General features: G+C 42.0%; 25 protein-coding genes. 14 read left to right on the forward strand and 11 right to left on the reverse strand.

Annotated features, from left to right (window positions below):
- Positions 1 to 9 precede the first annotated feature (9 nt).
- A complete protein-coding gene (locus FPZ42_RS11155) occupies positions 10 to 1467 on the forward strand; it encodes an OmpP1/FadL family transporter (RefSeq protein WP_146271352.1) in 1458 nt (485 codons plus the stop codon).
- A 130-nt stretch (positions 1468 to 1597) separates the two neighbouring features.
- On the opposite strand, the gene FPZ42_RS11160 is transcribed toward FPZ42_RS11155, so the two are convergent.
- Entirely contained in the window at positions 1598 to 2077 is a 480-nt protein-coding gene (locus FPZ42_RS11160; protein ID WP_146271354.1) for a Dps family protein, read from the reverse strand.
- Between the two features lie 97 nt (positions 2078 to 2174).
- On the opposite strand from FPZ42_RS11160, the gene FPZ42_RS11165 reads away from it, so the two are divergent.
- From FPZ42_RS11165 to FPZ42_RS11175, 3 genes are read left to right on the forward strand one after another with little or no spacing between them, the layout of a single operon-like run.
- Positions 2175 to 2936: a DUF4905 domain-containing protein gene (locus FPZ42_RS11165; RefSeq protein ID WP_146271356.1), complete on the forward strand. Its 762-nt coding sequence runs from the start codon at positions 2175 to 2177 to the stop codon at positions 2934 to 2936.
- A 20-nt stretch (positions 2937 to 2956) separates the two neighbouring features.
- Positions 2957 to 3988, forward strand: coding sequence for a LysM peptidoglycan-binding domain-containing protein (locus tag FPZ42_RS11170; RefSeq protein WP_146271358.1), 1032 nt, complete (start codon positions 2957 to 2959; stop codon positions 3986 to 3988).
- Complete coding sequence (locus tag FPZ42_RS11175) at positions 3981 to 4622, forward strand: uridine kinase family protein (protein ID WP_146271360.1); 642 nt, start codon at positions 3981 to 3983, stop codon at positions 4620 to 4622. The genes FPZ42_RS11170 and FPZ42_RS11175 overlap by 8 nt, the downstream gene beginning before the upstream one ends.
- A 63-nt stretch (positions 4623 to 4685) precedes the next feature.
- Here FPZ42_RS11175 and FPZ42_RS11180 read toward each other — a convergent pair whose 3' ends face one another.
- From FPZ42_RS11180 to rpsO, 3 genes are all read right to left on the reverse strand, one after another.
- Positions 4686 to 4955 (reverse strand): hypothetical protein, encoded by a 270-nt coding sequence (locus tag FPZ42_RS11180; protein WP_146271362.1) that lies wholly within the window; start codon positions 4953 to 4955, stop codon positions 4686 to 4688.
- A gap of 147 nt (positions 4956 to 5102) precedes the next feature.
- Positions 5103 to 7244, reverse strand: coding sequence for a polyribonucleotide nucleotidyltransferase (gene pnp / locus FPZ42_RS11185; protein WP_146271364.1), 2142 nt, complete (start codon positions 7242 to 7244; stop codon positions 5103 to 5105).
- Positions 7245 to 7371: 127 nt separating this feature from the next.
- Positions 7372 to 7650: a 30S ribosomal protein S15 gene (gene rpsO, locus FPZ42_RS11190; protein ID WP_146271366.1), complete on the reverse strand. Its 279-nt coding sequence runs from the start codon at positions 7648 to 7650 to the stop codon at positions 7372 to 7374.
- Positions 7651 to 7952: 302 nt separating this feature from the next.
- Between rpsO and FPZ42_RS11195 the strand changes: the two genes are divergently transcribed.
- Both FPZ42_RS11195 and FPZ42_RS11200 read left to right on the forward strand, forming a co-directional pair.
- A complete protein-coding gene (locus FPZ42_RS11195) occupies positions 7953 to 9377 on the forward strand; it encodes an MATE family efflux transporter (protein WP_146271368.1) in 1425 nt (474 codons plus the stop codon).
- Between the two features lie 86 nt (positions 9378 to 9463).
- Positions 9464 to 9874: an acyl-CoA thioesterase gene (locus FPZ42_RS11200; protein WP_146271370.1), complete on the forward strand. Its 411-nt coding sequence runs from the start codon at positions 9464 to 9466 to the stop codon at positions 9872 to 9874.
- A 6-nt stretch (positions 9875 to 9880) separates the two neighbouring features.
- Here the strand turns inward: FPZ42_RS11200 and FPZ42_RS11205 are convergent, their stop codons facing one another.
- Positions 9881 to 11791, reverse strand: coding sequence for a glycoside hydrolase family 127 protein (locus FPZ42_RS11205; RefSeq protein WP_146271372.1), 1911 nt, complete (start codon positions 11789 to 11791; stop codon positions 9881 to 9883).
- Positions 11792 to 11915: 124 nt separating this feature from the next.
- Entirely contained in the window at positions 11916 to 12161 is a 246-nt protein-coding gene (locus FPZ42_RS11210; RefSeq protein WP_146271374.1) for a hypothetical protein, read from the reverse strand.
- Between the two features lie 67 nt (positions 12162 to 12228).
- On the opposite strand from FPZ42_RS11210, the gene FPZ42_RS11215 reads away from it, so the two are divergent.
- On the forward strand, positions 12229 to 12930 hold the full coding sequence (locus FPZ42_RS11215; RefSeq protein WP_146271376.1) for an SGNH/GDSL hydrolase family protein: 702 nt from the start codon (positions 12229 to 12231) through the stop codon (positions 12928 to 12930).
- 11 nt (positions 12931 to 12941) lie between these two features.
- On the opposite strand, the gene FPZ42_RS11220 is transcribed toward FPZ42_RS11215, so the two are convergent.
- Positions 12942 to 13172 carry an oligoendopeptidase F family protein gene (locus FPZ42_RS11220; protein ID WP_146271378.1) on the reverse strand — a complete coding sequence of 77 codons (231 nt, stop codon included), beginning with the start codon at positions 13170 to 13172 and terminating at the stop codon, positions 12942 to 12944.
- Between the two features lie 96 nt (positions 13173 to 13268).
- Between FPZ42_RS11220 and tam the strand changes: the two genes are divergently transcribed.
- On the forward strand, positions 13269 to 14054 hold the full coding sequence (tam, locus tag FPZ42_RS11225; protein WP_146271380.1) for a trans-aconitate 2-methyltransferase: 786 nt from the start codon (positions 13269 to 13271) through the stop codon (positions 14052 to 14054).
- Here tam and FPZ42_RS11230 read toward each other — a convergent pair.
- Both FPZ42_RS11230 and FPZ42_RS11235 read right to left on the reverse strand, forming a co-directional pair.
- On the reverse strand, positions 14035 to 14820 hold the full coding sequence (locus FPZ42_RS11230; protein ID WP_186458748.1) for a wax synthase family protein: 786 nt from the start codon (positions 14818 to 14820) through the stop codon (positions 14035 to 14037). The two genes, tam and FPZ42_RS11230, sit on opposite strands and share 20 nt — an antisense overlap.
- Positions 14821 to 15029: 209 nt before the next feature.
- Positions 15030 to 15449 (reverse strand): hypothetical protein, encoded by a 420-nt coding sequence (locus FPZ42_RS11235; protein WP_146271384.1) that lies wholly within the window; start codon positions 15447 to 15449, stop codon positions 15030 to 15032.
- 151 nt (positions 15450 to 15600) lie between these two features.
- On the opposite strand from FPZ42_RS11235, the gene FPZ42_RS11240 reads away from it, so the two are divergent.
- The 5 genes from FPZ42_RS11240 (at position 15601) to FPZ42_RS11260 (ending at position 19584) form a co-directional block, all read left to right on the forward strand.
- A complete protein-coding gene (locus tag FPZ42_RS11240; protein ID WP_146271386.1) occupies positions 15601 to 16803 on the forward strand; it encodes an MFS transporter in 1203 nt (400 codons plus the stop codon).
- Between the two features lie 112 nt (positions 16804 to 16915).
- Positions 16916 to 17503 carry a hypothetical protein gene (locus FPZ42_RS11245; protein WP_146271388.1) on the forward strand — a complete coding sequence of 196 codons (588 nt, stop codon included), beginning with the start codon at positions 16916 to 16918 and terminating at the stop codon, positions 17501 to 17503.
- Positions 17504 to 17511: 8 nt separating this feature from the next.
- On the forward strand, positions 17512 to 18171 hold the full coding sequence (locus tag FPZ42_RS11250) for a hypothetical protein (RefSeq protein WP_146271390.1): 660 nt from the start codon (positions 17512 to 17514) through the stop codon (positions 18169 to 18171).
- Between the two features lie 101 nt (positions 18172 to 18272).
- Entirely contained in the window at positions 18273 to 18950 is a 678-nt protein-coding gene (locus FPZ42_RS11255) for a sensor histidine kinase (protein WP_186458749.1), read from the forward strand.
- Positions 18931 to 19584, forward strand: a complete 654-nt coding sequence (locus tag FPZ42_RS11260) for a response regulator transcription factor (RefSeq protein WP_146271394.1) — start codon at positions 18931 to 18933, stop codon at positions 19582 to 19584. The genes FPZ42_RS11255 and FPZ42_RS11260 overlap by 20 nt, the downstream gene beginning before the upstream one ends.
- 1 nt (position 19585) lies before the next feature.
- Here FPZ42_RS11260 and FPZ42_RS11265 read toward each other — a convergent pair whose 3' ends face one another.
- Positions 19586 to 19903, reverse strand: a complete 318-nt coding sequence (locus FPZ42_RS11265; protein ID WP_146271396.1) for a hypothetical protein — start codon at positions 19901 to 19903, stop codon at positions 19586 to 19588.
- Between the two features lie 121 nt (positions 19904 to 20024).
- Positions 20025 to 20300 carry a hypothetical protein gene (locus FPZ42_RS11270; protein ID WP_146271398.1) on the reverse strand — a complete coding sequence of 92 codons (276 nt, stop codon included), beginning with the start codon at positions 20298 to 20300 and terminating at the stop codon, positions 20025 to 20027.
- A 66-nt stretch (positions 20301 to 20366) separates the two neighbouring features.
- Here FPZ42_RS11270 and FPZ42_RS11275 point away from each other — a divergent pair, with 66 nt between their 5' ends.
- Positions 20367 to 21104 carry an ImuA family protein gene (locus tag FPZ42_RS11275; protein ID WP_146271400.1) on the forward strand — a complete coding sequence of 246 codons (738 nt, stop codon included), beginning with the start codon at positions 20367 to 20369 and terminating at the stop codon, positions 21102 to 21104.

The raw sequence follows: 21104 nt of genomic DNA on the forward strand, positions 1-21104 counted from the left end.
AATCATTTTATGAAACTTAAATATATCCTTAGCGTAATTGCTATAGTAGCTTTTACAGAAAATACGTTTGCGCAATATTCGCAAGATGCTATCAGATTTTCTACTGGCCAACCGGGATCAACTTCTCGTGTGAAAGCGGTGGGTAACGCCGGTACAGCCTTAGGTGGTGACTTGAGCAATCTAACAGGCAACCCTGCGGGTTTAGGCTTTTTTACCCGATCTGAAATTAGTGTAACGCCGGAATTAGATGGCGCAAAAACTAAATCAACTTACTTTGGGCAAGGCGCCACCGATAATAAAAATACATTTAATCTGGCACATGCAGGTGTAGTCATATACAATCCTCTGACCAAAGCACGGGGTGCTGATAAAACCAAGGGTTGGCTTAGCGTTAATTATGGCGTTGGTTACGGCCGCACAAATGATTTGTATGGTAATTTCCGTTATGCGGCTTCAAATGCAAATAATACTATAAATGATTATTTTGCCGGCCAGGCTAATAATTTTGGTACAGATCAAGGTACATTGGGTGGAATGGCACTTGCACAGGGCCTTATCGGGAGGACGGGCACTGCGCCTTACGTGAGTAACTCTGCTCCCGGCGCTGTTGGCCAGGAATATTATTCTGAAAAACAAGGTGGATTGTCATCAGTGGATTTTTCCATAGGCGCTAATTATAGCAACAAACTATACTTAGGTTTGGCGTTAAGTTTTTCTGATCTCCGTTATAACGCTTATAACACTTTTTATGAAGACGGAACTATTAATGGCACAAGTAATGCTTACACATCTGCTTATTCACAAAGTCAAATAACTCGTGGTACTGGTTTTTCAGCGCGGTTAGGCGCAATTTACAAACCGGTGGAAAGTGTCAGGTTAGGTGTTAACATTACTTCTCCAACCTTCTACAATATTGACGATTCATTTCAAGAAGGCATTTCTTCTACCATTAATAACGGCCAGGCATTGGAAGGCAATTCAGGTAACTATAATTTAAATTATAACCTGCGTACACCATGGAAAGCTGCCGGTGGCGCCGCAGTATTTATTAAGAACATAGGTTTTATTACAGGTGACGTCGAATACATCGATTATGCATCTGCACATTTGAGCAGCAACGACAGCTACAACGCTGACGTAATAGACAATCCAGATATCAAAAGCATTTATCGTTCTACCGTAAATGCACGAGTTGGTGCCGAAATAAGAGCAACCAATTTCTTATCTATTCGTGGTGGTTATGGTATCATGGGTAGCCCTAACAAGGATAAAAGCATTGCATCTGATATAAAAACCGTTAGCGGCGGTTTAGGCTTCCGTTTTGGCAGTTATTATGTTGATGCTACTTACACCCATTCATCAGGCGACCGCACGCAGTTTGCATATGACCTTGGTACAGCAAGCCCTTATGCATTACTTCGTAACTCAAATAATAACGGTTATTTAACTTTGGGGTACCGCTTTTAGCACGCAGCTCCCTGTAGGGATAGCAGAATATTTTGTTAAAAGAAGAAGCCCGTCTATACTTTAGACGGGCTTCTTCTTTTATAATCATGCTATTGAAAGTTTCCCCTTTCAATAGGCTGGAGGCTTCGCCTTAATCCTCGTTAACGAAGGAACGAAGCATCCAGGTATTTTTTTCTTTAAACTGCATAAAACGGTTTACCATATCATTGGTACCATCATCGCCTGCATCAGCAGTTACATCTAAAATTTCACGCTCCATTTTAATCAATGTCGCCATATCTTCAATTAAAGCTTTAACCATAGCGGTATCTTTCATACCAATGGTATTAATTTCTTTGATGCTCGATTTTGATATGTAATCGTTAAAGGTGCTGTAAGGCGGCTTGCCGAGTGTTAAGATACGCTCTGCTAACTCGTCAATGGTAGTAAGCGCATCTGTGTATAGCACCTCAAACTTTAAATGCAGGGTAAAAAAATTGTTTCCTTTAATATTCCAGTGGCAGCCACGTAGTTTTTGATAATGTATGTGATAATTGGCTAACAGGTCATTTAAATGATCTACAACCGGTTTTACTTTACCTTCTTCAAGGCTTATTTTTTCAGCGTCCATTGTTTGTTTTTTTAGTTTTTGTGATAACAGCCTCCATTAGGCATTGTTTATCAAATGTACCAGGTTTTAATATTAATGGGCATATTTGCAACGTATAATGACACTGCTACAACCGTTTATATCGCACCTATTTGAAGGTCACATCTGGCGGATGGAGATCGATGAAGGAAACAACGTGCTTGCACTTGAAATAAGGAATGAGTTGGATAAGCAAGTCAGCTTTGCCTCGTTTGATCTACAAAATGGGCAATGTTACTTCTCAAACTTCACCTTGCCAGAACGGTGGCTTACCGGTATAGAAGCTGCTTATAGCGGCGTAATACTGCTACATTATTATAAACACCAAAGCAGTCCTGAACATAAGGGCTTGATAGCGATAGACGCCAAAACCGGGAAAGAGCGTTGGGCAAACTATAGTTTGATATTCGATTATCTTACTACTAATGGCCCGGCCGTTTACAATGCTAATATTCAACCTAAAAAATTGGAGTTGATTTCTGTAAATGATGGACGCGTACTTAAAAACTTCTCGGCTGAAGTGGATAAACCTTTAGCAAATAACATCGTCATACCTAAGATGGTTGCCGAGCAGGATGTGTTACCGGGCATATTACCTGAGCAGCCGTACGGAAATATGGTACATTACATCAGCCATAATGGGTATATAATTATATCTTTGCACTCGCTAAAAAGCGATGTGCTGCAACAGCACTTGTATGTTATGATGGATCAGCAAATTGTTTATCAAGATTTGTTGAACAGCAACATACAAAAATTACAACCCGAGGCGTTTGTAGTACATAACAACGTCCTGGTTTATATAAAAGATAAGGCCCGATTAATGGCCGTGCAACTATAAATTACCGGGGACACTAATTTATGAGGATATTGAAAAAACTGCTTATATCATCTTCGCTAATGGTTATTTCAGCTGCAACTTTTGCCGGTGCGATGCCTGCAGATTCGATAGGTGTTGAAAATAACAATGGTAAAAAAGTGATCCTGCATAAGCTTGATCCAAAAGATAATTACTATTCGATCGGTCGCCGTTATGGCGTTAGCCCCAAGGTGATACAACAATTTAATAATAACGCCAGCCTGCAAATTGGACATATTATTAAAGTGCCAACAGAGCGCTCAATTGTGGAGAGTACAGGCCCTGCCCCAAAAACAGAGCAACAGGCACAGGTAAAATCCCAGGCGAAGCCAGTAACCACCCCTCCTGTTACAAACCCCGTGCAGCAACAGCCGCAAACCCCGGTAAAAAAGGAGGAAGCCAAAACATCACCTGTAAACGCACAACAGCCAGCGCCTGTTCAGCAACAGCAAACTGCACCGCAACAACCAGCAGCAACACAGCAGCAGTACAAGGTATCGGCGCATGAAACCCTTTACTCTATCGCCAAACGCTTCGGCACCACAGTAGATGCTATTACCAGCCTTAACAAGCTGAGCAATACCAACCTAACGCCGGGCCAGGTTTTATTAGTGCCCAATGGCGTACAGCCAGCACAGGCTCAACAAGATGCAACTGCCACGCCGGTTGCTCACCAGGATATCAGCAGGGGCGACAGCAGCACCATAGCTGCTGACAGCCTTAACAGGCATATCTCCTCTAAATACGGTTTGTTCGAAAAAAATGAAAAAGGTGTAGCTACCTGGATAGATGATACCAGCCTTGATCCTAATAAAAAACTTATACTGCACCGCACAGCCCCTATTGGCACTGTGATGCGCATTACCAACCCTATGAATGGTAAGGTTACCTTTGCAAAGGTTGTAGGCCGCTTTACTGATAGCGAATCAACCCGTGATGCAATTGTGGTGATGACTAAAAATGTCGCATCAGCTTTAGGCGCCTTAGACAAACGTTTCCAGGTAAATATCAGCTACGGTACTCCAAATGAATAAACCTTATGTTATTGGCATTGCCGGCGGAAGCGGATCCGGTAAAACTTTCTTTTTAAAATGCTTTCTGGAACACTTTACAGCTGATGAAGTGTGCCTGGTATCGCAGGATGATTATTATTTCCCGGTTGGGCATGCCATGACCAAAGAGGAAAATAAGCTATACAACTTTGATCTGCCATCGACTATAGATCATGAGCATTTTGAGAGCGATATTTTCAAACTTTTGAATGGAGAATCGTTCACTAAGGAAGAATACACCTTTAACAATCCTGACGCGCCCAAGAAGCTTTTGGAGATTAAACCTGCACCTATTATTATGGTGGAAGGATTATTTATCCTCCATTTTAAAAAAATAGCTGAGGTGCTGGATATGACCATCTTTATTGATGCCGACGAAGAAGTAGCCTTGCAGCGCCGCCTTAAACGAGACCTTTTAGAACGTGGCTACTCCAATGAAGATGCGTACTACAAATGGGTAAACCACGTAGTGCCTTCTTACAGAGAGTACCTGCTACCCTATCGTGAAAGCTGCGATAAAATAGTGATCAACAACACACAGGAAGCGGCAGATATCATCAAAATAACGGACGAAATTTCAGACGAGTTACGCGAGAAGGTGTTTGGGGAAGTTTAATAATTACTGAAGTATAGAATTATTGATTGAAATTCACCAATTCAATCCTTCACTCATTAAAAATCAGTCGCAATTCAGCAATAGATCATAGTATTTTTTCATTAGTACGGTATCGTAGTTAACTAATGAATTATAGGCCTCGGTCACCAACTCATTCAAAATAGAGGAGCCGAGCTGCCCTGCACCATTTGGAATGGAGTCGTAGTAAGCGATAAGTTCCTTAACCCTGATGATTTCGTACAGGAGCTTTTGGATCAGGTCGGTTTGTTCACCGGCTGGCATCCCCTTCGCATTACTGAGAAAATCTAAAGGGTCGTTAGTAGTAGATGACATTTTCAAATTAGGGCCCGGCTAAATCCACAATTATCCTTAATAACGGGAAACCAGCAAAGCGATAATTTTGTTTTAAAAAATTTCAAATTTCCATTGCAAAAACAAGAAAACCCTCATTAAGAGGGTTTTCTCATATTGAAAATGATATTATTTATTCTCAGCGGGTTTATTTTGCTCCGGCTTTGGCAGTAATGCCTTACGAGATAGCTTCAATTTACCTTGCTTATCAACATCAAGTAATTTAACACGCACTTCGTCGCCAACCTGGAAGATGCCATCCATGCTTTCGAAACGTTTGTGATCAATCTCAGAGATGTGTAATAAACCATCTTTACCAGGCATAATCTCAACAAATGCACCAAAAGGCATAATTGATTTTACTTTACCTTCGTATATCTCGCCCACTTCCGGTTTAGCAGCAATGTTACGGATGCGGGTTAACGCAGCGTCAATTGCGGCTTTATTATCGGCAAATATTTGAACGATACCAACGTTGTTAACTTCCTCGATAGAGATAGTTGCGCCGGTTTCGCGTTGCATTTCCTGGATAATTTTACCACCGGGCCCTATAACAGCGCCAATAAACTCTTTATCGATCTTGATAGATACGATACGTGGAGCATGTGGTTTGTAATCTTCGCGCGGAGCAGACATGGTTTTAGCCATCTCGCCGAGGATGTGCAAACGGCCATCTTTAGCCTGGTTAAGTGCGTTGCTTAATACTTCGTATGACAGACCTTTGATCTTTAGGTCCATTTGTACAGCAACAATACCGTTTTTAGTACCGGTTACTTTGAAGTCCATATCACCTAAGTGGTCTTCATCACCTAAGATATCTGAAAGGATAGCATATTTAGTACCCATTTCGTTGGTGATCAAACCCATTGCAATACCAGATACCGGGTTAGTTATCTTAACACCTGCATCCATCAAAGCTAATGTACCGGCACAAACGGTAGCCATTGATGAAGAACCGTTTGATTCTAAAATATCAGATACAACACGGATAGTGTATGGGTTCTCGTCACCTGAAGGCAATACACGTTTTAATGAACGCATAGCCAAGTTACCGTGACCGATCTCGCGACGGCCCGCACCTCTGTTAGGGCGCACCTCACCGGTTGAGAAACCAGGGAAGTTATAGTGTAACAAGAATTTTTGATAACCGTTGATGAAAGCACCATCGATCATTTGCTCATCGTCTTTAGCACCTAAAGTAACGGTGGTAAGCGATTGAGTTTCGCCACGTGTAAATATGGCTGAACCGTGTGCTGATGGTAAATAACCTACTTCGCTCCATATAGGGCGAATCTGGGTAGTGCTACGGCCGTCGAGGCGTTTGCCCTCGTCTAATACCAGGTTACGGATAGCATCATATTCCACATCGTGATAGTATTTTTTTGCTAATGATTTAGTGATGTCATCTATTTCGCCCAAGCTCTCAATGTACTCATCACGGATAGCTTTGAATTTAGCTGCGCGCTCATCCTTTGCAGACGCTTCACCTGCGGTAGCATAAACCTTATCATAAGTAGCGGCGTAGATGGCTTTTTCAAGCTCATCATTGCTGTGCTCGTGGCTGTAAACGCGTTTTTCGGTTTTACCAACCTCAATAGTTAACTCTTTTTGTGCTAAGCACTGAATTTTAATTGCTGTATGCGCAAATTTAATTGCTTCAACCAGTTCTTCTTCCTGTATCTCAGCACTCTCGCCTTCCACCATGTTGATATCGTGCTCGTTACCGGCAACAATAAACTCAAGGGTAGCGTTAGCTAATTGGCTAAGAGTAGGATTAATAACCAACTGGCCATCAATTTTAGCAACACGCACTTCTGATATTGGGCCATTAAATGGAATATCAGAAACAGCAAGCGCTGCTGATGCAGCTAAACCAGCAAGCGCATCAGGCATAATATCTTTATCAGCGCTGATTAGGCTGATCATTACCTGCGTATCGGCATGATAATCTTCAGGGAACATCGGGCGCAAAGCGCGGTCAACCAAACGAGAGATCAAAACCTCGTAGTCTGATAAACGTGCCTCGCGGCGTAAAAAACCACCGGGGATACGGCCTGTAGAGGCGTATTTCTCCTGATAGTCTACAGATAGCGGAAGGAAATCGACACCTTCTTTTGCCTCTGGAGATGATACTACCGTAGCCAATAACATGGTATCACCCATTTTAACTACTACAGAACCATCAGCTTGTTTGGCCAATTTACCGGTCTCGATCTCAATGGTGCGACCGTCACCTAAATCAATAACCTTTTTAATTACGTTTAAACTCATCTTTTTTGTGTTGTGGCTTGCTTTTCATCTTCAGGAGCAAACCGGTTTTTTATGTGTGTATAATAAGATGCTAAATTAAAAAAGCCATCCTAACATGCGGACGGCTTTTTATTAAAAACTTGTAAAGTTATTTGATGATATCCCTAAGCTGTAGCGCTTTGATGATAGCACGATATCTTTCAATGTCTTTGTTGTAAAGGTATGCCAATAATGCACGGCGTTTACCTACCATTTTTTGTAGTGATAACTGGGTTGAAAAATCTTTTTTGTTGTTTTTCAAGTGACCGGTTAAATGTGCAATACGGGTAGTGAATAATGCTACCTGACCTTCGGCAGAACCTGTATCAGTTGAGCCTTTACCATGTTTTGCAAAGATCTCAGCCTTTGCTTCTTTACTTAAATACATTACCTGAATAATATTAAAGCGTGTATACTTTTGTTAATTGTGGTGCAAAGATAAACTTTTAAGTCAAAAGTAAAAATTCAAAATTCAAAAGGTTGATTTAAGGTATCTCTCTATAAATCAGGAATATTTTAGAGTTTCACTTTTGAACTTTTACTTAGCATTTGTCGCAATCAGCCCTTAAATATGTCCTTATCATATTGCTCCGGTCAAAACTTTCCGGTTAATTTTGCCTGAGTTACGTTTTACTGCTTTGCGCCGTAAAGCTTATATTTATTCACTCAAACAATAATCAGGCTTAAACTATGTCACCAATAAATGCCGCCAGAGGCAAGGCACTTTCATTTTTCACGGTACTAAAGCAATCCCTAAAAGGTGAGCATGTTGACCTTACCAGCATCAGCATAAAACGCGCTATTGTACTACTGGCTATACCCATGATGCTGGAAATGGCTATGGAATCCGTCTTCGCATTGGTAGACCTGTACTTTGTTGGCCACCTGCCAAATAGCGCCCTAGCCATCCAAACCGTTGGTTTAACCGAGTCTGTGCTTACGGTTATCTATTCATTAGCTATTGGCCTCAGCATGGCGGCTACTGCCGTGGTTGCCCGCCGAATTGGCGAGAAAAATCCTGAAGCGGCTTCAAAAGCGGGTATGCAAACCATTATTATTGCGGTATTTGTAAATCTTGTTATCAGCATTATAGGCCTGTTACACGGCCGCGACCTGCTGTTGCTAATGGGCGCCTCGCAAGATACCGCCATCCATGGTGAAACATTTATACGCATTATGATGGGCGGAAGCATCATCATTGTATTACTATTCCTTATCAACGGTATTTTCCGCGGGGCCGGTAACGCCGCGGTGGCTATGCGCAGTTTGTGGATAGCCAATATCGCCAACATCATCCTCTGCCCTATTTTTATCAGAGGTTTAGGCCCTATCCCTGCTTTTGGTTTAACAGGCGCAGCGATAGCCACTACGGTTGGCCGCAGTTTAGGGGTATTGTACCAGATTTATAATTTGTTCAACAACAAAAATGCACTCACCGTAAGGATAAGCTACCTGGTGCCAGACTGGGACCAGATAAAAGCCATAATTAAAGTTGCTGCACCAGGTATATTACAGTTCATTATAGCCAGTTGCAGCTGGATATTTTTGGCTGAACTTGTTGCAACGACCGGCGGCGACAAAGGTTCTGCAGGCTACCAAACAGCACTTAGGCTAATGATGTTCTTTATGCTGCCTGCCTGGGGTTTAAGTAATGCCGCTGCTACGCTGGTTGGTCAAAACCTTGGTGCAGGCCGGGTGGACCGAGCAGAGCAATCCGTTTTCCAGACCATCAGGTACACGGCAGTTTTCCTGGGGGTTGTAACTATATTATTCCTCACTTGCGGGCATTTGTTTGCGTCCTTTTTTACCGAAGATGAAGATGTTAAAAGCGTTGCAGCAAAAGCATTGAAGATCATTAGCGGCGCTTTCATCATTTACGGTATGGGTATGGTTTTTACCAGCGCTTTCAACGGCGCCGGCGATACCTGGACACCCACCAAGATAAACTTTTTTACATTTTGGCTTTTTCAGATACCGCTTGCTTACTTGCTTGCTAAATATTTTACTATGGGGCCAACAGGGGTTTTCATATCCTTGCCGGTCTCAGAGATAGGTTTAACCATTGCAGCTTACATCTTATTTAAGAGAGGCAAATGGAAAAGCAAGCAGGTTTAATAGTCCATGCTATGGTAACAATGCCTCCAATTAAAACAACAACTCCCGATTTTACTTTTTACTTTTGAATTCTAACTTTTGAATTAATGCCATACAGCACTTTTGAGACCGAACACCGTGTACGCCCCGATGATATAGATATGTTTCAGCATGTGCATAACAGCAAGTATTTTGATTACGTACTGGCTGCACGTTATGAGCAAATGGAAACCTGCTATGGGATGGGCATGGAAAAATTTATGGAGCGCGGGTTTGGCTGGGTAGTCCGTACAGCTCATGTTGACTACAAACGCGCCCTTACCATGGGCGAATACTTTAAAGTGCGTACAGGCATAGAAAGCGTTAATGATAAAGGCTGCCGGGTTGCCTTCACCCTAACCAGCAAAGCTACCGGCAAAGTTTGCTGCGACGGTTATTTCGATTATGTAATGATCGACATTAAAACAGGCCGCGGTATAAAGGTGCCTGAAGATGTGATTGAGCATTACGGAATATAATAACTATCACTCTCCCACCGGCAACCAAACCATCATATCAGATTTACCACGATTATCCCAGCTGTAATATGGTATTGCCGTCAGGGTTCCTTTGCCTGGCAGGTTTGTTTTTAATTCTACTATGCCACCCAACAAATCTTTATTATAGGCGGAGGTAAAGACAGCATTTTTAGGGATAGTTATATCTGCAGGATTGTTGATCTTGTCCGACCGTTCTACACAATAAACTAACGGCCCGCGTTGCAGGGCTACTTTGTTTCTTGCGTCCTTGATACTGTCAATAGCTGTTATCTGATTTACCTGCATCGGCAGGTCAAGGCTTACTACATCACCTTTTTTCCAGGTATTGTTTATCACTGCGTAGCCGTTACTCATCGTAAATTTTATTGGCCTGCCGTTAAGTTTAAGCGTAACCGGTTTGTTTGTAACTTTAGCATATTTATAAGTTTCGCCCGGCACAGGTTTGTTAGTAGCCCAGCCCGGTATACGTACATAAAGCGGGAACTTCTTATTCTTATCAGGAGAAATGCTTATGTTAACCAAACCTTTCCATGGGTACTCTGTCTGCTGGCTTATCTGCACATTACCGTTTTTTAGCGGAACGGTGGTATTACTGCCGACAAAAAGATTCACCCAAACAGCGTTATCGTTTGCAGCATAAATGTAATTACCTAATGATTCTACAAGCCTTGCTATGTTAGACGGGCAGCATGCAGTACCAAACCATTCTTTGCGGCTGTGATTGCCGTTGGCCTGTAAAACGTTCTCGTAAAAGAAATGATCGCCACTTAATGACAGGCCGTCTAACGCTCCATTATATAAACTGCGTTCAAGCACATCTATGTATTTTGCATTACCCGTAAGCAAGTTCATACGCTCGTTCCATAGAATCATCCCTACCGAAGCGCAGGTTTCGCAGTAAGCATCTGCGTTAGGCAGATCATAATCTATTGTAAAACCCTCATTATTGCCTGATGAGCCTATGCCGCCTGTAATGTACATGTTGCGGTAAACTACATCCTGCCAAACGTTTTGCATGGCGTTCATATAACCAGGGTCACTTTTTGCAGCACCTACATCTGCCGCGCCGGTATATAGATACATGGCACGTACGGCATGCCCTTCTATCTGTTTCTGATCTTTAACAGGCACGTCATCCTGGGCATATTTTACACCCATATCTTTCCTGTCCCATATCATGCCTTTGCCATAGCCGTGCCCGCGTTGCTGCAGGTACCAGTCGGCAAGGTCAAGATATTTCACCTTCCCGGTAGCATGGTATAGTTTCACAAGCGCAAGCTCTATCTCTTCGTGGCCCGATACCCAATGCCTGTTCTGTTGCCTAAAGGTGCTGTCGATATTATCAGCTACACGTGTAGCCACATCCAGCAACTTGCGTTTACCAGTGGTATTGTAATAAGCTATGGCAGCCTCAATCAAATGGCCGGCATTATAGTCTTCATGCTTTTCCATGTCCGTCCAGCGGCCATCCATATTGCGCAAGGTGTAATACGTATTTAAGTAGCCATCGGGCTGTTGTGCAGCAGCGATCTTATCTATCCAATCATCTGCTTTAGCTTCTAACTTTGGATCCGGATGATTTTTTAGTGAATACGCTATTGCCTCTAAAGCTTTGTAAACATCAGAGTCATCATAGTAAATACCTTCGTGTTTTTCGCCCTGTTTGTGTGCAACTTTTTCAAAGTTACGGATGCGGGGCGTTTTTATTTCCGTTTGCTCAATACAAACCGGAATAGTTACCCTACTGACGGTTTTTATACGCGGTGCCCAAAAATTATCAGTGATATTCACTTTGGCAAAACTTACCGGCTGCATCTTTAACGACTGCCCCGTTAATTTTCCTGACACTAATACAGCAATGGCTATACTATACAGTAATTTACTTGATAATTGCATAAATGTAATTTAGACAAATAATAATTGATCACCAAATATAAAAATTTAAGAATTAATTAAAATACACTAACAGGCATAAAAAAAGCCGCCTGTAACAGGCGGCTTGTATATTTTGCAAATTCAATTATGCAGTAAGTTGTTGATCATCTTTATTTGGAGTTTTCATTTGAATAACCGGTGCGGTTGGCAACTCAATATTATAGGTTATTTGTTCAAATTCTTCTCTCGACCTCTTTAGTTCGTTTTGCAAACGATTCATTCCAAACTGAAGTGTAGTATAATTGGCATGAAAAGCAGACAAAGTATCTTTTAATTTATCTGTTTGGGCTTTAAGCCGCTCTATATGCTGATGAAAATCCTGAGTGCTCACAATTATTAAGAATAATATTCAACAATAAACAATTTTTATACCATTTTTGAGAATATCAATTATTACCATGAAAAAAACACTTTTAGTTTTGGCACTGTTCGCTTTTATAAACAAACGTTCCGCAGCGCAAGACTGGCCAAACCTGGCCAAATACCAGGAAGAAAATACCAAGGTTATGGCCGAGGCTAATCCCGGCAACCGGGTAGTATTTATGGGTAACTCGATCACCGAAGGCTGGAAAAGGGTTGATCCTGATTTTTTTGAGGCAAACAAAAATTATATTGACCGGGGCATAAGCGGACAAACCACCCCTCAGATGGTTCTGCGTTTCAGGCAGGATGTGATTGATCTTAAACCAGCAGTGGTTACCATATTAGCGGGTACTAATGATATAGCAGGTAACACTGGGCCGGCAACGCTCGAACAGATATTCGGCAACATACAAACTATGGCGCAACTGGCAGCTACCTATAAGATAAAAGTGGTGATCTGCTCAATTTTACCGGTTTTTGATTACCCATGGAAAACAGGTTTGCAGCCTGCGGGAAAAATCATCACGCTGAATAGCATGCTTAAAGAGTTTGCACAGAAGAACGGATTTTACTACCTGGATTACCACAGCCTAATGAAAGACGACCGTGATGGATTACGCGCCGAATTAGGTAACGACGGTGTACACCCTAACAAAGATGGTTATGCCATTATGGAAAAAGCGGTGCAGCCGGTTATAGCTAAAGCACTAAGCGAAAAACCTAAAAAACGTAAATAATATGCAGGCAGCTACGGCTGCCTTTTTTGTTTGATCTTAACGGTGCGGCGCGATAATTCATCACGTATAAGGGCACACTCTTCGTAATGTTCCCGGCTGATCTTTTGTTCTAAAAGATGATACAATTGAACGGATGTTAGTCCGATATAAGGCAAGCTGTTTACATTCAACTCGGCAAGGGGCACTATAGCGCCGTCTGCGCTATGGAAGCCCAACTGAGGGTTTCTTTCGTTTAAATTCATGGGACAAGTAAGTTAGCCATCCGTTTCGATAATTCCTAATCGTTTCAGTTAATTTTTTTAAACTTAATCAAAGCACGACTTGTTCATTATAGTAACATGAGTAATCACAGCAGCGACACTTGGTCGGCAGATTTGTACAGTAAGTACGAGGCCGAACGGAACCGCCCTATTTATGATCTGCTTAATCGCATACAAACTAACGCTATAAAAATAGCCGCAGATGTAGGTTGCGGGCCCGGAAACTCTACAGAGTTACTTAAACAAAAATTCCCTGATGCGAAGATCATCGGCATGGATAGCTCTGCCAATATGATTGAAGCTGCCCGCAAGCGCCTGCCTGAGGTACAGTTTGATATTGCGGATGTAGCCACCTGGGAAAATAAAGGGCTTTTCGATGTAATATTATCCAACGCTGTTTTACAATGGGTACCAGACCACGCCACTATCCTGCCTGCATTGCTTAACCGGCTTAATCCTGGTGGCACACTTGCTATACAGGTACCTGATAACTTTGCAGAACCTACCCATCGCTTAATGAGGCATGTTGCAGCAAACGGCCCGTGGGCAGAAAAACTGACTGCAGCCCCAAAGCGCCTTGACCGGCAATCTCCTGATTGGTATTTCAGTCTGTTACATGACAAAGTAGAATCAGTTGATATTTGGCGTACAACATACTTTCATCCAATTAAAACAGGGGCCGCTGGAATTGTTGAAATGGTAAAAAGCACCGGACTACGGCCCTATCTCGACGTTTTGGAAGCTGGTGAACAACAGGACTTTTTGGAAGAATATCAACAGCAGATAGCTAAAGAATACCCCGCTCAAGCAGATGGTACCGTGTTGCTGCCTTATCCACGGTTATTTATTGTGGCAATGAGATAGGTGATAAGTCGGCGAGTGGTAACACTACCCCATTTATGAATTGCGGATGAAATAACAATGGAGCGGGCAAAACCAACCAAAAGAAAACCCAGATATGGGCGGTTGTCTTATTTGCCAGAAAAAGAGGACATCGTTTTTGAATAGTCCTTTCCAATGCTACTATAAATGCATGTGCCAAAAAATAAAGCGTTGATAATCCATAGCCGGCATTTACCGGAACGCTCAAAGCCAACTCATGCAGCAATCCGGAGAAAACAAATGACACGAAAACAGCTGCGGTATTGCCAAATCTTTGCTTGAGTGGCCTAAAGATAGCTATTGATGTCATTTCGCTAAAAGCCAAGTTCCATCTTTTACCCCAAAACTCGGTTATACTTAATGCAGCGGCTGGCCTCCTAAATAAGTAATAGGTAGCTGCGCCCTGCAAACGCCACATCCCCGCACTGATGCTAAGTAATCCAAAATGGAGAATCAGGCTAAAACCAATTAGCAACAATAGTGCAGTTATAATATAGCCAAGAGAATTACCCGGTATTATATTATGATGAATAAGCAGACGTGTTACATATACGAGCAACAAACCCAGTAATAACCTGCTGATACCAAAGCTGATCATTCTTGTTGCACCAGGTTGAGATGGCTCTCCAAGCGTTTCAAATGGCTGAGGACGCATACCCGCCCATCCGCATGCAAAAGCAAACCACTTCCCAAAAGACAGTTTTAAGGTTGTTTTATCAGGCATAGATGATACCGCTACTATCTTCATAGCAGTAAATGTAGTAGCTATAATAGCGAGCATCTTTAATACTGGATGCTGATTAATAAAAAGCCAGTAAACCAGTGCTATTGAAAATACCAATGAAAGCCAGCTTATATAGCGGTATCTGTATTTAGCTATAAAATAGCCACCAGTAATGAGCAGAACGTTGATAAGTGCAAATGCAACTAAACGTATTAATAGGCCGCTATTCATAATTACTTAAAATTAAGGTAAAATGAGTAACTATAAACAATGCTAAAAAAGACGAAGGCAGTTACCAATACCATCTCTTTAATTAAGGGCCAAACGCCTTTAGGAAAGTTTGTTCTATCGAAATATAAAAACTGGATCGCCAATCGGGATATCCAATAGACAGCAATAAAACCCGTTACCGCACATGCAAGCGGCGTAGCGTTTATTAGTTGCCCACTCATAGTTACAGATAGTAAGCCGAAACTGCTGTTGATAACCAATATGTATACAGCATAAACCCAAAACAGCTTTTTTATCATAGGCTGAACTTTACTTAACTCCTGAGGCCATTTAAATACTTTTGGCACTATAAGGCTAACCGTCGCCAGCAGCAACTGGCCAACTCCTGCCAGTTTTACTACCTCTTGTAATGTCTTTTCCATATGCAAATATAGTTTATTAATTATATTTTCAATAATTACTGAAAATATAATTATATAAAAAGAAGCTATTTTTGTAGCTCAGCTTTAATAAAGATTTTTACTACTCCAATCGGCTCACTTTTCTTACACTTGCAAACGCTAAGCAAGTTCTATGGCCAAACCGGTACACCCCATTTATAATCTCCATTTTGCACTGGTTTGCTTAAGCTCGTTTTTATTTTCGTGCAGCTTTAATATGCTCATTCCGGAATTACCTGCTTATTTAAGCAGACTGGGCGGCGCCGAACATAAAGGTTTGATAATAGCGCTATTCACGCTTACTGCAGGCATATCCCGACCTTTTAGCGGGCGATTAACTGATACCCTTGGCCGAGTGCCGGTAATGGCTGTCGGCTCCATCGTTTGTTTTGTTTGCGGCTTTTTGTACCCTATCCTCAGCACGGTAGCTGGCTTTTTATTTTTGCGCTTGCTTCATGGCTTTTCAACCGGTTTTAAGCCTACTGCAACCGCAGCTTATGTAGCTGACATAGTACCACGCGAGCGTTGGGGCGAGGCATTAGGTTTTCATGGTATTTGCTTTAGCACCGGCTTGGCTGTTGGGCCTGCTATTGGGAGCACCATAAGTTTGTATTTTTCGCTTAACTTGCTATTTTACGTATCATCTTTTTTTGCGCTGATGTCTATCGCCATACTGATGAACATGAAGGAAACGCTGAAAGATAAACGCCCTTTCAGCTTATCGATATTGAAGATATCCCGCAAGGACATTATCGCCGTTGAGGTGCTTCCAGCTGCCATTGTTACCTTGCTGTCTTACGTAGCCTACGGCGCAATCCTTACCGTGATCCCGGATTGGAGCCAACACCTCGGTATCGTTAATAAAGGTTTATTTTTCATGGTATTCACCATTGCCTCCTTGCTTATAAGGTTTGTAGCCGGTAAAGTATCTGATAAGTACGGACGCATATCAGTTATTAATACAGGGCTGGTTTTACTTGTACTATCTTTATCTATCATCGGCTTTGCCAAAACTGTAACCGGGCTGATGCTTGGCGGTGTAGTTTATGGCGTTGCAACAGGCATTCTTTCCCCCGCCCTAAACGCCTGGACGGTTGATATGAGCCTACCCGATCATCGGGGTAAAGCTATGGCAACCATGTATATTTCTCTCGAAGCCGGTATTGGTTTGGGCGCTTTGATCTCGGGTTGGTGTTATCAGGATGTAATTAGTATGGTGCCTGCAATTATGTACGCCAGTGGTATAGTAGCCGCTATCGCTTTAATTTATATGGGTTTTAGGCATAAGACAAAAATCAAACGTTTACAGCCTGTTGTAATTGAAAGCGAGATCTGACCATAGCTTGCTGACAGGGTAAAATCAGCTTTTTTTAAAATACTTTAAGGCAAAAAAAGGCAATTACATCAACTGATATTTGTCTACCTTCGGTGAACCCTTAATCCAGACTATGATCACTTATAAGAAAACCTTATTGACAGCAGCTATTGCATCCCTCGCCTTGGGCTCCTGCCAAAACCAACATGCAGACCTTAACGCCAATACTAATTATGCCGATCCTGATAGTATCACTTATGAATTGGCAAAAAAATATGTAAAAAATTACGAGAAACGTGCCGGATATATAGATTCGGTTTATTCTGAGAGTAATTTATCTAAAGTAAAAAAACTGCCAGACACACGTGCCATATGGTTTAGCGCAGACAGGCTACAGAAACTGGCTAATAAAGTAAAAAGCGAAGGTGGTGATGGGATTCGCTTTTATCTTGCTGCTTATGACAGCGTTTACAGTGAAGGATTTACCGGCGGCCATAAACCCGACCGCATTTATTGGAATAGAAATACACTGGTGATGGTATCTACCAAGGACAGCACCAATAAAGTTGGCCAAAAGTTTCACCGCGACTACTATACTGATAAGCCTACCGCCAACACCCCGCCCCGAGGTTTTATTGTTGGAAATCCACCCGAAAATCGCGGCGAAATATGCCCACCACCGAGAGATTGTAATACAATTGGTGCTACACTCATAAAATAAACCATACATTGAAGTTTATCAGCGTTAACACTGCATCAGAGTTTATTTGCTTCCTGGTTGCTTTTATTTTTCTGTTGAAAGACAAAAGCACCACCTGGAAAATGCTTATTGCCTTTTTATTGCTGACATGCATAACAGAAGTAACCGGTATCTATATGCGTGAGTTTCTGCAAATCCGCAACTACCCGGTTTATAATGTTTACCTGTTGTTTGAGTGCGGGTTTACGAGTTATTTTTTTTACCACCTCTATCGGCCCTACAACTACCCTATAAAATGGCTCTATGTATGGTACGGCATTTTTATGCTTATCTTCCTATCAGAGATGCTTCACAACAATTTTAAAGGATTTACCTCTGCAACGGCTTCTATCATGTCGGTGATATTTGTTTTGGCCAGCTTGTATTTTTACTATTTGAAACTACGGGATGAAAAGTTTGAGCCGCTTCTTTATTCGGCCTCTTTCTGGTGGGTAAACGGCGCTTTATTCTTTTACTTCGGTAGTACGGCATGCAACATTTTTATGGACTATCTTGCCGAATATGAGTCCATCACTTACAATAACTCAATCAGGTACATCATTTACAACGTGTTAGATGTAATTATGTATGCCTGCTGGTCATACGCTTTTATATGCAGATATCGTCAAAGGAAGTTATCTTTCTCATAGGGTTAACTTCTGTTATATTTCTTATTGCTCCCTTGTTTCTGATACTGTATGTCCTGTCGTACAACCGGCGTAAGCGCAAGCATCAGGAAGATACCCTTACCATGCAGAAAACATTTGAAACAGAGTTATTGAAAACCCAAATGGAAGTACAGGAGCAAACGTTAAAAACTGTTGCTTATGACCTGCATGATAATATTGGCCAGTTACTGAGCCTTACCACAATAACACTGAGCTCGGTAGATCTTAACGATAGCCCGGGCGCGACAGAGAAGCTTGCACTGGTTGAGGACCTTACCATGCGGTCGATAAAAGAGGTTAAAGCCCTTTCACGCTTGTTGCATGGCGAAGAAATTGTGAGCCGGGGGTTAGCTGCAGCAATTGATTTTGAACTGGAATGGCTGCGGCGGTCGGATAAGTTTAAGATCAACTACAGCTACAACAAAGAAGTTATAGATCTTGACGCGATAAAGGCCACTATCTTATTCAGGCTCTTCCAGGAGATCATCAACAACATTATACAGCATGCAAAAGCCACAGAGATAAACATTGATCTAAACCAAAATTACGATCTCTGTACTTTACAAATAACTGATAACGGTATAGGTTTTAACGTTGATGAAGCGCTTATCCGCAAAAGCGGGATGGGTTTACATAACATTGTTAAACGCAGCGCCATGCTCCAAGGCTCAGCCAACATCACTTCCTCGCCGGCTAAAGGCTCAAGCATCATTATCAAAATACCACAACAACCCACAACCAATGGAAAACTCAAAAATTAACATCGCCATAGTAGATGATCATACTTTGTTCAGACAAGGGCTTGCTAAATTGCTTTCGGAATCTAACGAGGTAAATGTGCTGTTTGATGCGGAAAACGGTGCAGATATGATAAATAAGCTTTGTAACCATCCTTTACCGGAGGTTATATTGATGGATATAACCATGCCCATAATGGATGGCTATGATACTACTAAATGGTTAAAAGAGAACCACCCTGATGTAAATGTGCTTGCGTTGAGTATGTTTGAAGAGGATAAACCTATTATAGGTATGCTTAAAAGCGGTGCAGGCGGTTACATGCTTAAGCAATCAAAAACCGGCGACCTCATAAGTGCTATAAGAGGTATAGCAAGGCAGTCTTTTTATATCAATGAACTGGTATCAGGTAAGTTGTTGCGTAACATACAAAACAATCAGCCCCAAAAAACTCAAAACGCCGGCCTAAGTGCAAACGAGTTAAAGTTTTTGGAGCTGTGCTGTTCTGATTATACCTACAAACAAATTGCCGATATGATGCACCTTAGTCCGCATACTATTGATAATTATCGAGAGGCTTTGTTCCAGAAGTTTAATGTAAAATCAAGAACCGGCCTGGTGATATCGGCTTTAAAGAACGAATTGATAAAGCTTTAGCTTATTGCGGTTCAGCTGCCGGCTTTACTGCAACTTTTTTAGGGGCCGGTTTAGCCGGGGCGTCAGCTTTAGGTGCTGCAGCCTCAGGCGCTTTAACAACAGTGTTGTCTTTCAATAAACCTTCTTTGTTGATCTTGATATCTTTGGCAAATTTGCGGGCAAGCTTTTTTGCCTCTTTTTCTATCTTTTTATCAAGTTTTTTTGAGCCTTCACCAAATTTTGAAGTGATCTCTTTTAACTGTACGGCTAAGTGCTGATGTATAGCACGTTGTGCGGTTTTTTTAGCTTCTTTGATAAGGGGTTTTAGTTTGTCCTTCATATATGATAGTATCTGTTTGATTATCTGCACCAAAGCTAAACTAAGATAAGGTTAAATCCATATTATCATTATGTTAAGCATTAACAATATACTTAACATTCTATTTTAGTTTTACGCAGGTCTACAGTCGTTCCTGGTAGTTAACAATAAAACCAGCCAGTTGTTCCTGCTCGTTTACACAAAGGTCACCGCCATTATATATCCAATTGTTATCGGCATCAAATAAAATACTTCCTAAAAAATCAGGTTGCGCTTCATAAGCAGTGTACAAATGATAAGTTTTCACTGCATAATATTCTTCCATTGCAGGCACAATATTAATGATCTCATCCGCGCCGTTGTGGCGTTTTAGCCAGGCACGGGCTTCTCGCTCGAGCGCAATATTTTTCGTCGTCATCAAACAAAAATCAAAAAAAGATTTTATAAATACTAAAAATATTAGCAATTTTACATTTATAAATATATGACAGAGGCCCGCCAAAATATCATCGAACGCTTGCAGAAAGACATACTTGGATGGCAGGGCTTTGTCTCGCCTGCTGTAGGTGAGCAAAAGGGGATTGGTTTAGGGCCTGTTGAAACTGCTTTTCCTAATGGAGTATTTCCTACGGGCAACATTCATGAAATGCTTTGTGGGCAACAAGAACAGGCAGCGGCTACAAGCGGATTAATGATGGGTATCTTATCTGTACTGATGAAAAACGGCGGAGCTTGTATATGGATAAGTACCGGCAGAAAATTCTTCCCTGCATCAGCCCATCAATTTGGGGTAGCGGCACACCGATTGGTATTTGTAGATACCCAGCGCGAACGCGATACACTTTGGGCTATGGAAGAAGCACTTAAATGCGAAAGCATTGCCGCCGTTGTTGCCGAAGTGAATGATTTAAGCTTTGCACAGTCGCGGCGGTTACAATTGGTGGTTGAGGCCAGTAAGGTTACCGGTTTTGTTATGCGCAGCAATTTGCAAAAGCTAAGCACTACTACTTGTGTTGCCCGCTGGCAGGTAACGCCATTACCCAGCCAAACAGAAGGCGATCTGCCAGGTGTGGGGTTTCCGTGCTGGCAGGTACAGTTGCTAAGGGTTCGTAACGGGTTGCCCGGCACCTGGCAACTAAGCTGGAGCGATCAGGGCTTTACCTGGGGAACCGAACAGGAACCGCAAATTGAATACACTGATGTACAATTACAGGTTGGTTAA

Source organism: Mucilaginibacter achroorhodeus (assembly GCF_007846095.1).
Taxonomy (GTDB): domain Bacteria; phylum Bacteroidota; class Bacteroidia; order Sphingobacteriales; family Sphingobacteriaceae; genus Mucilaginibacter; species Mucilaginibacter achroorhodeus.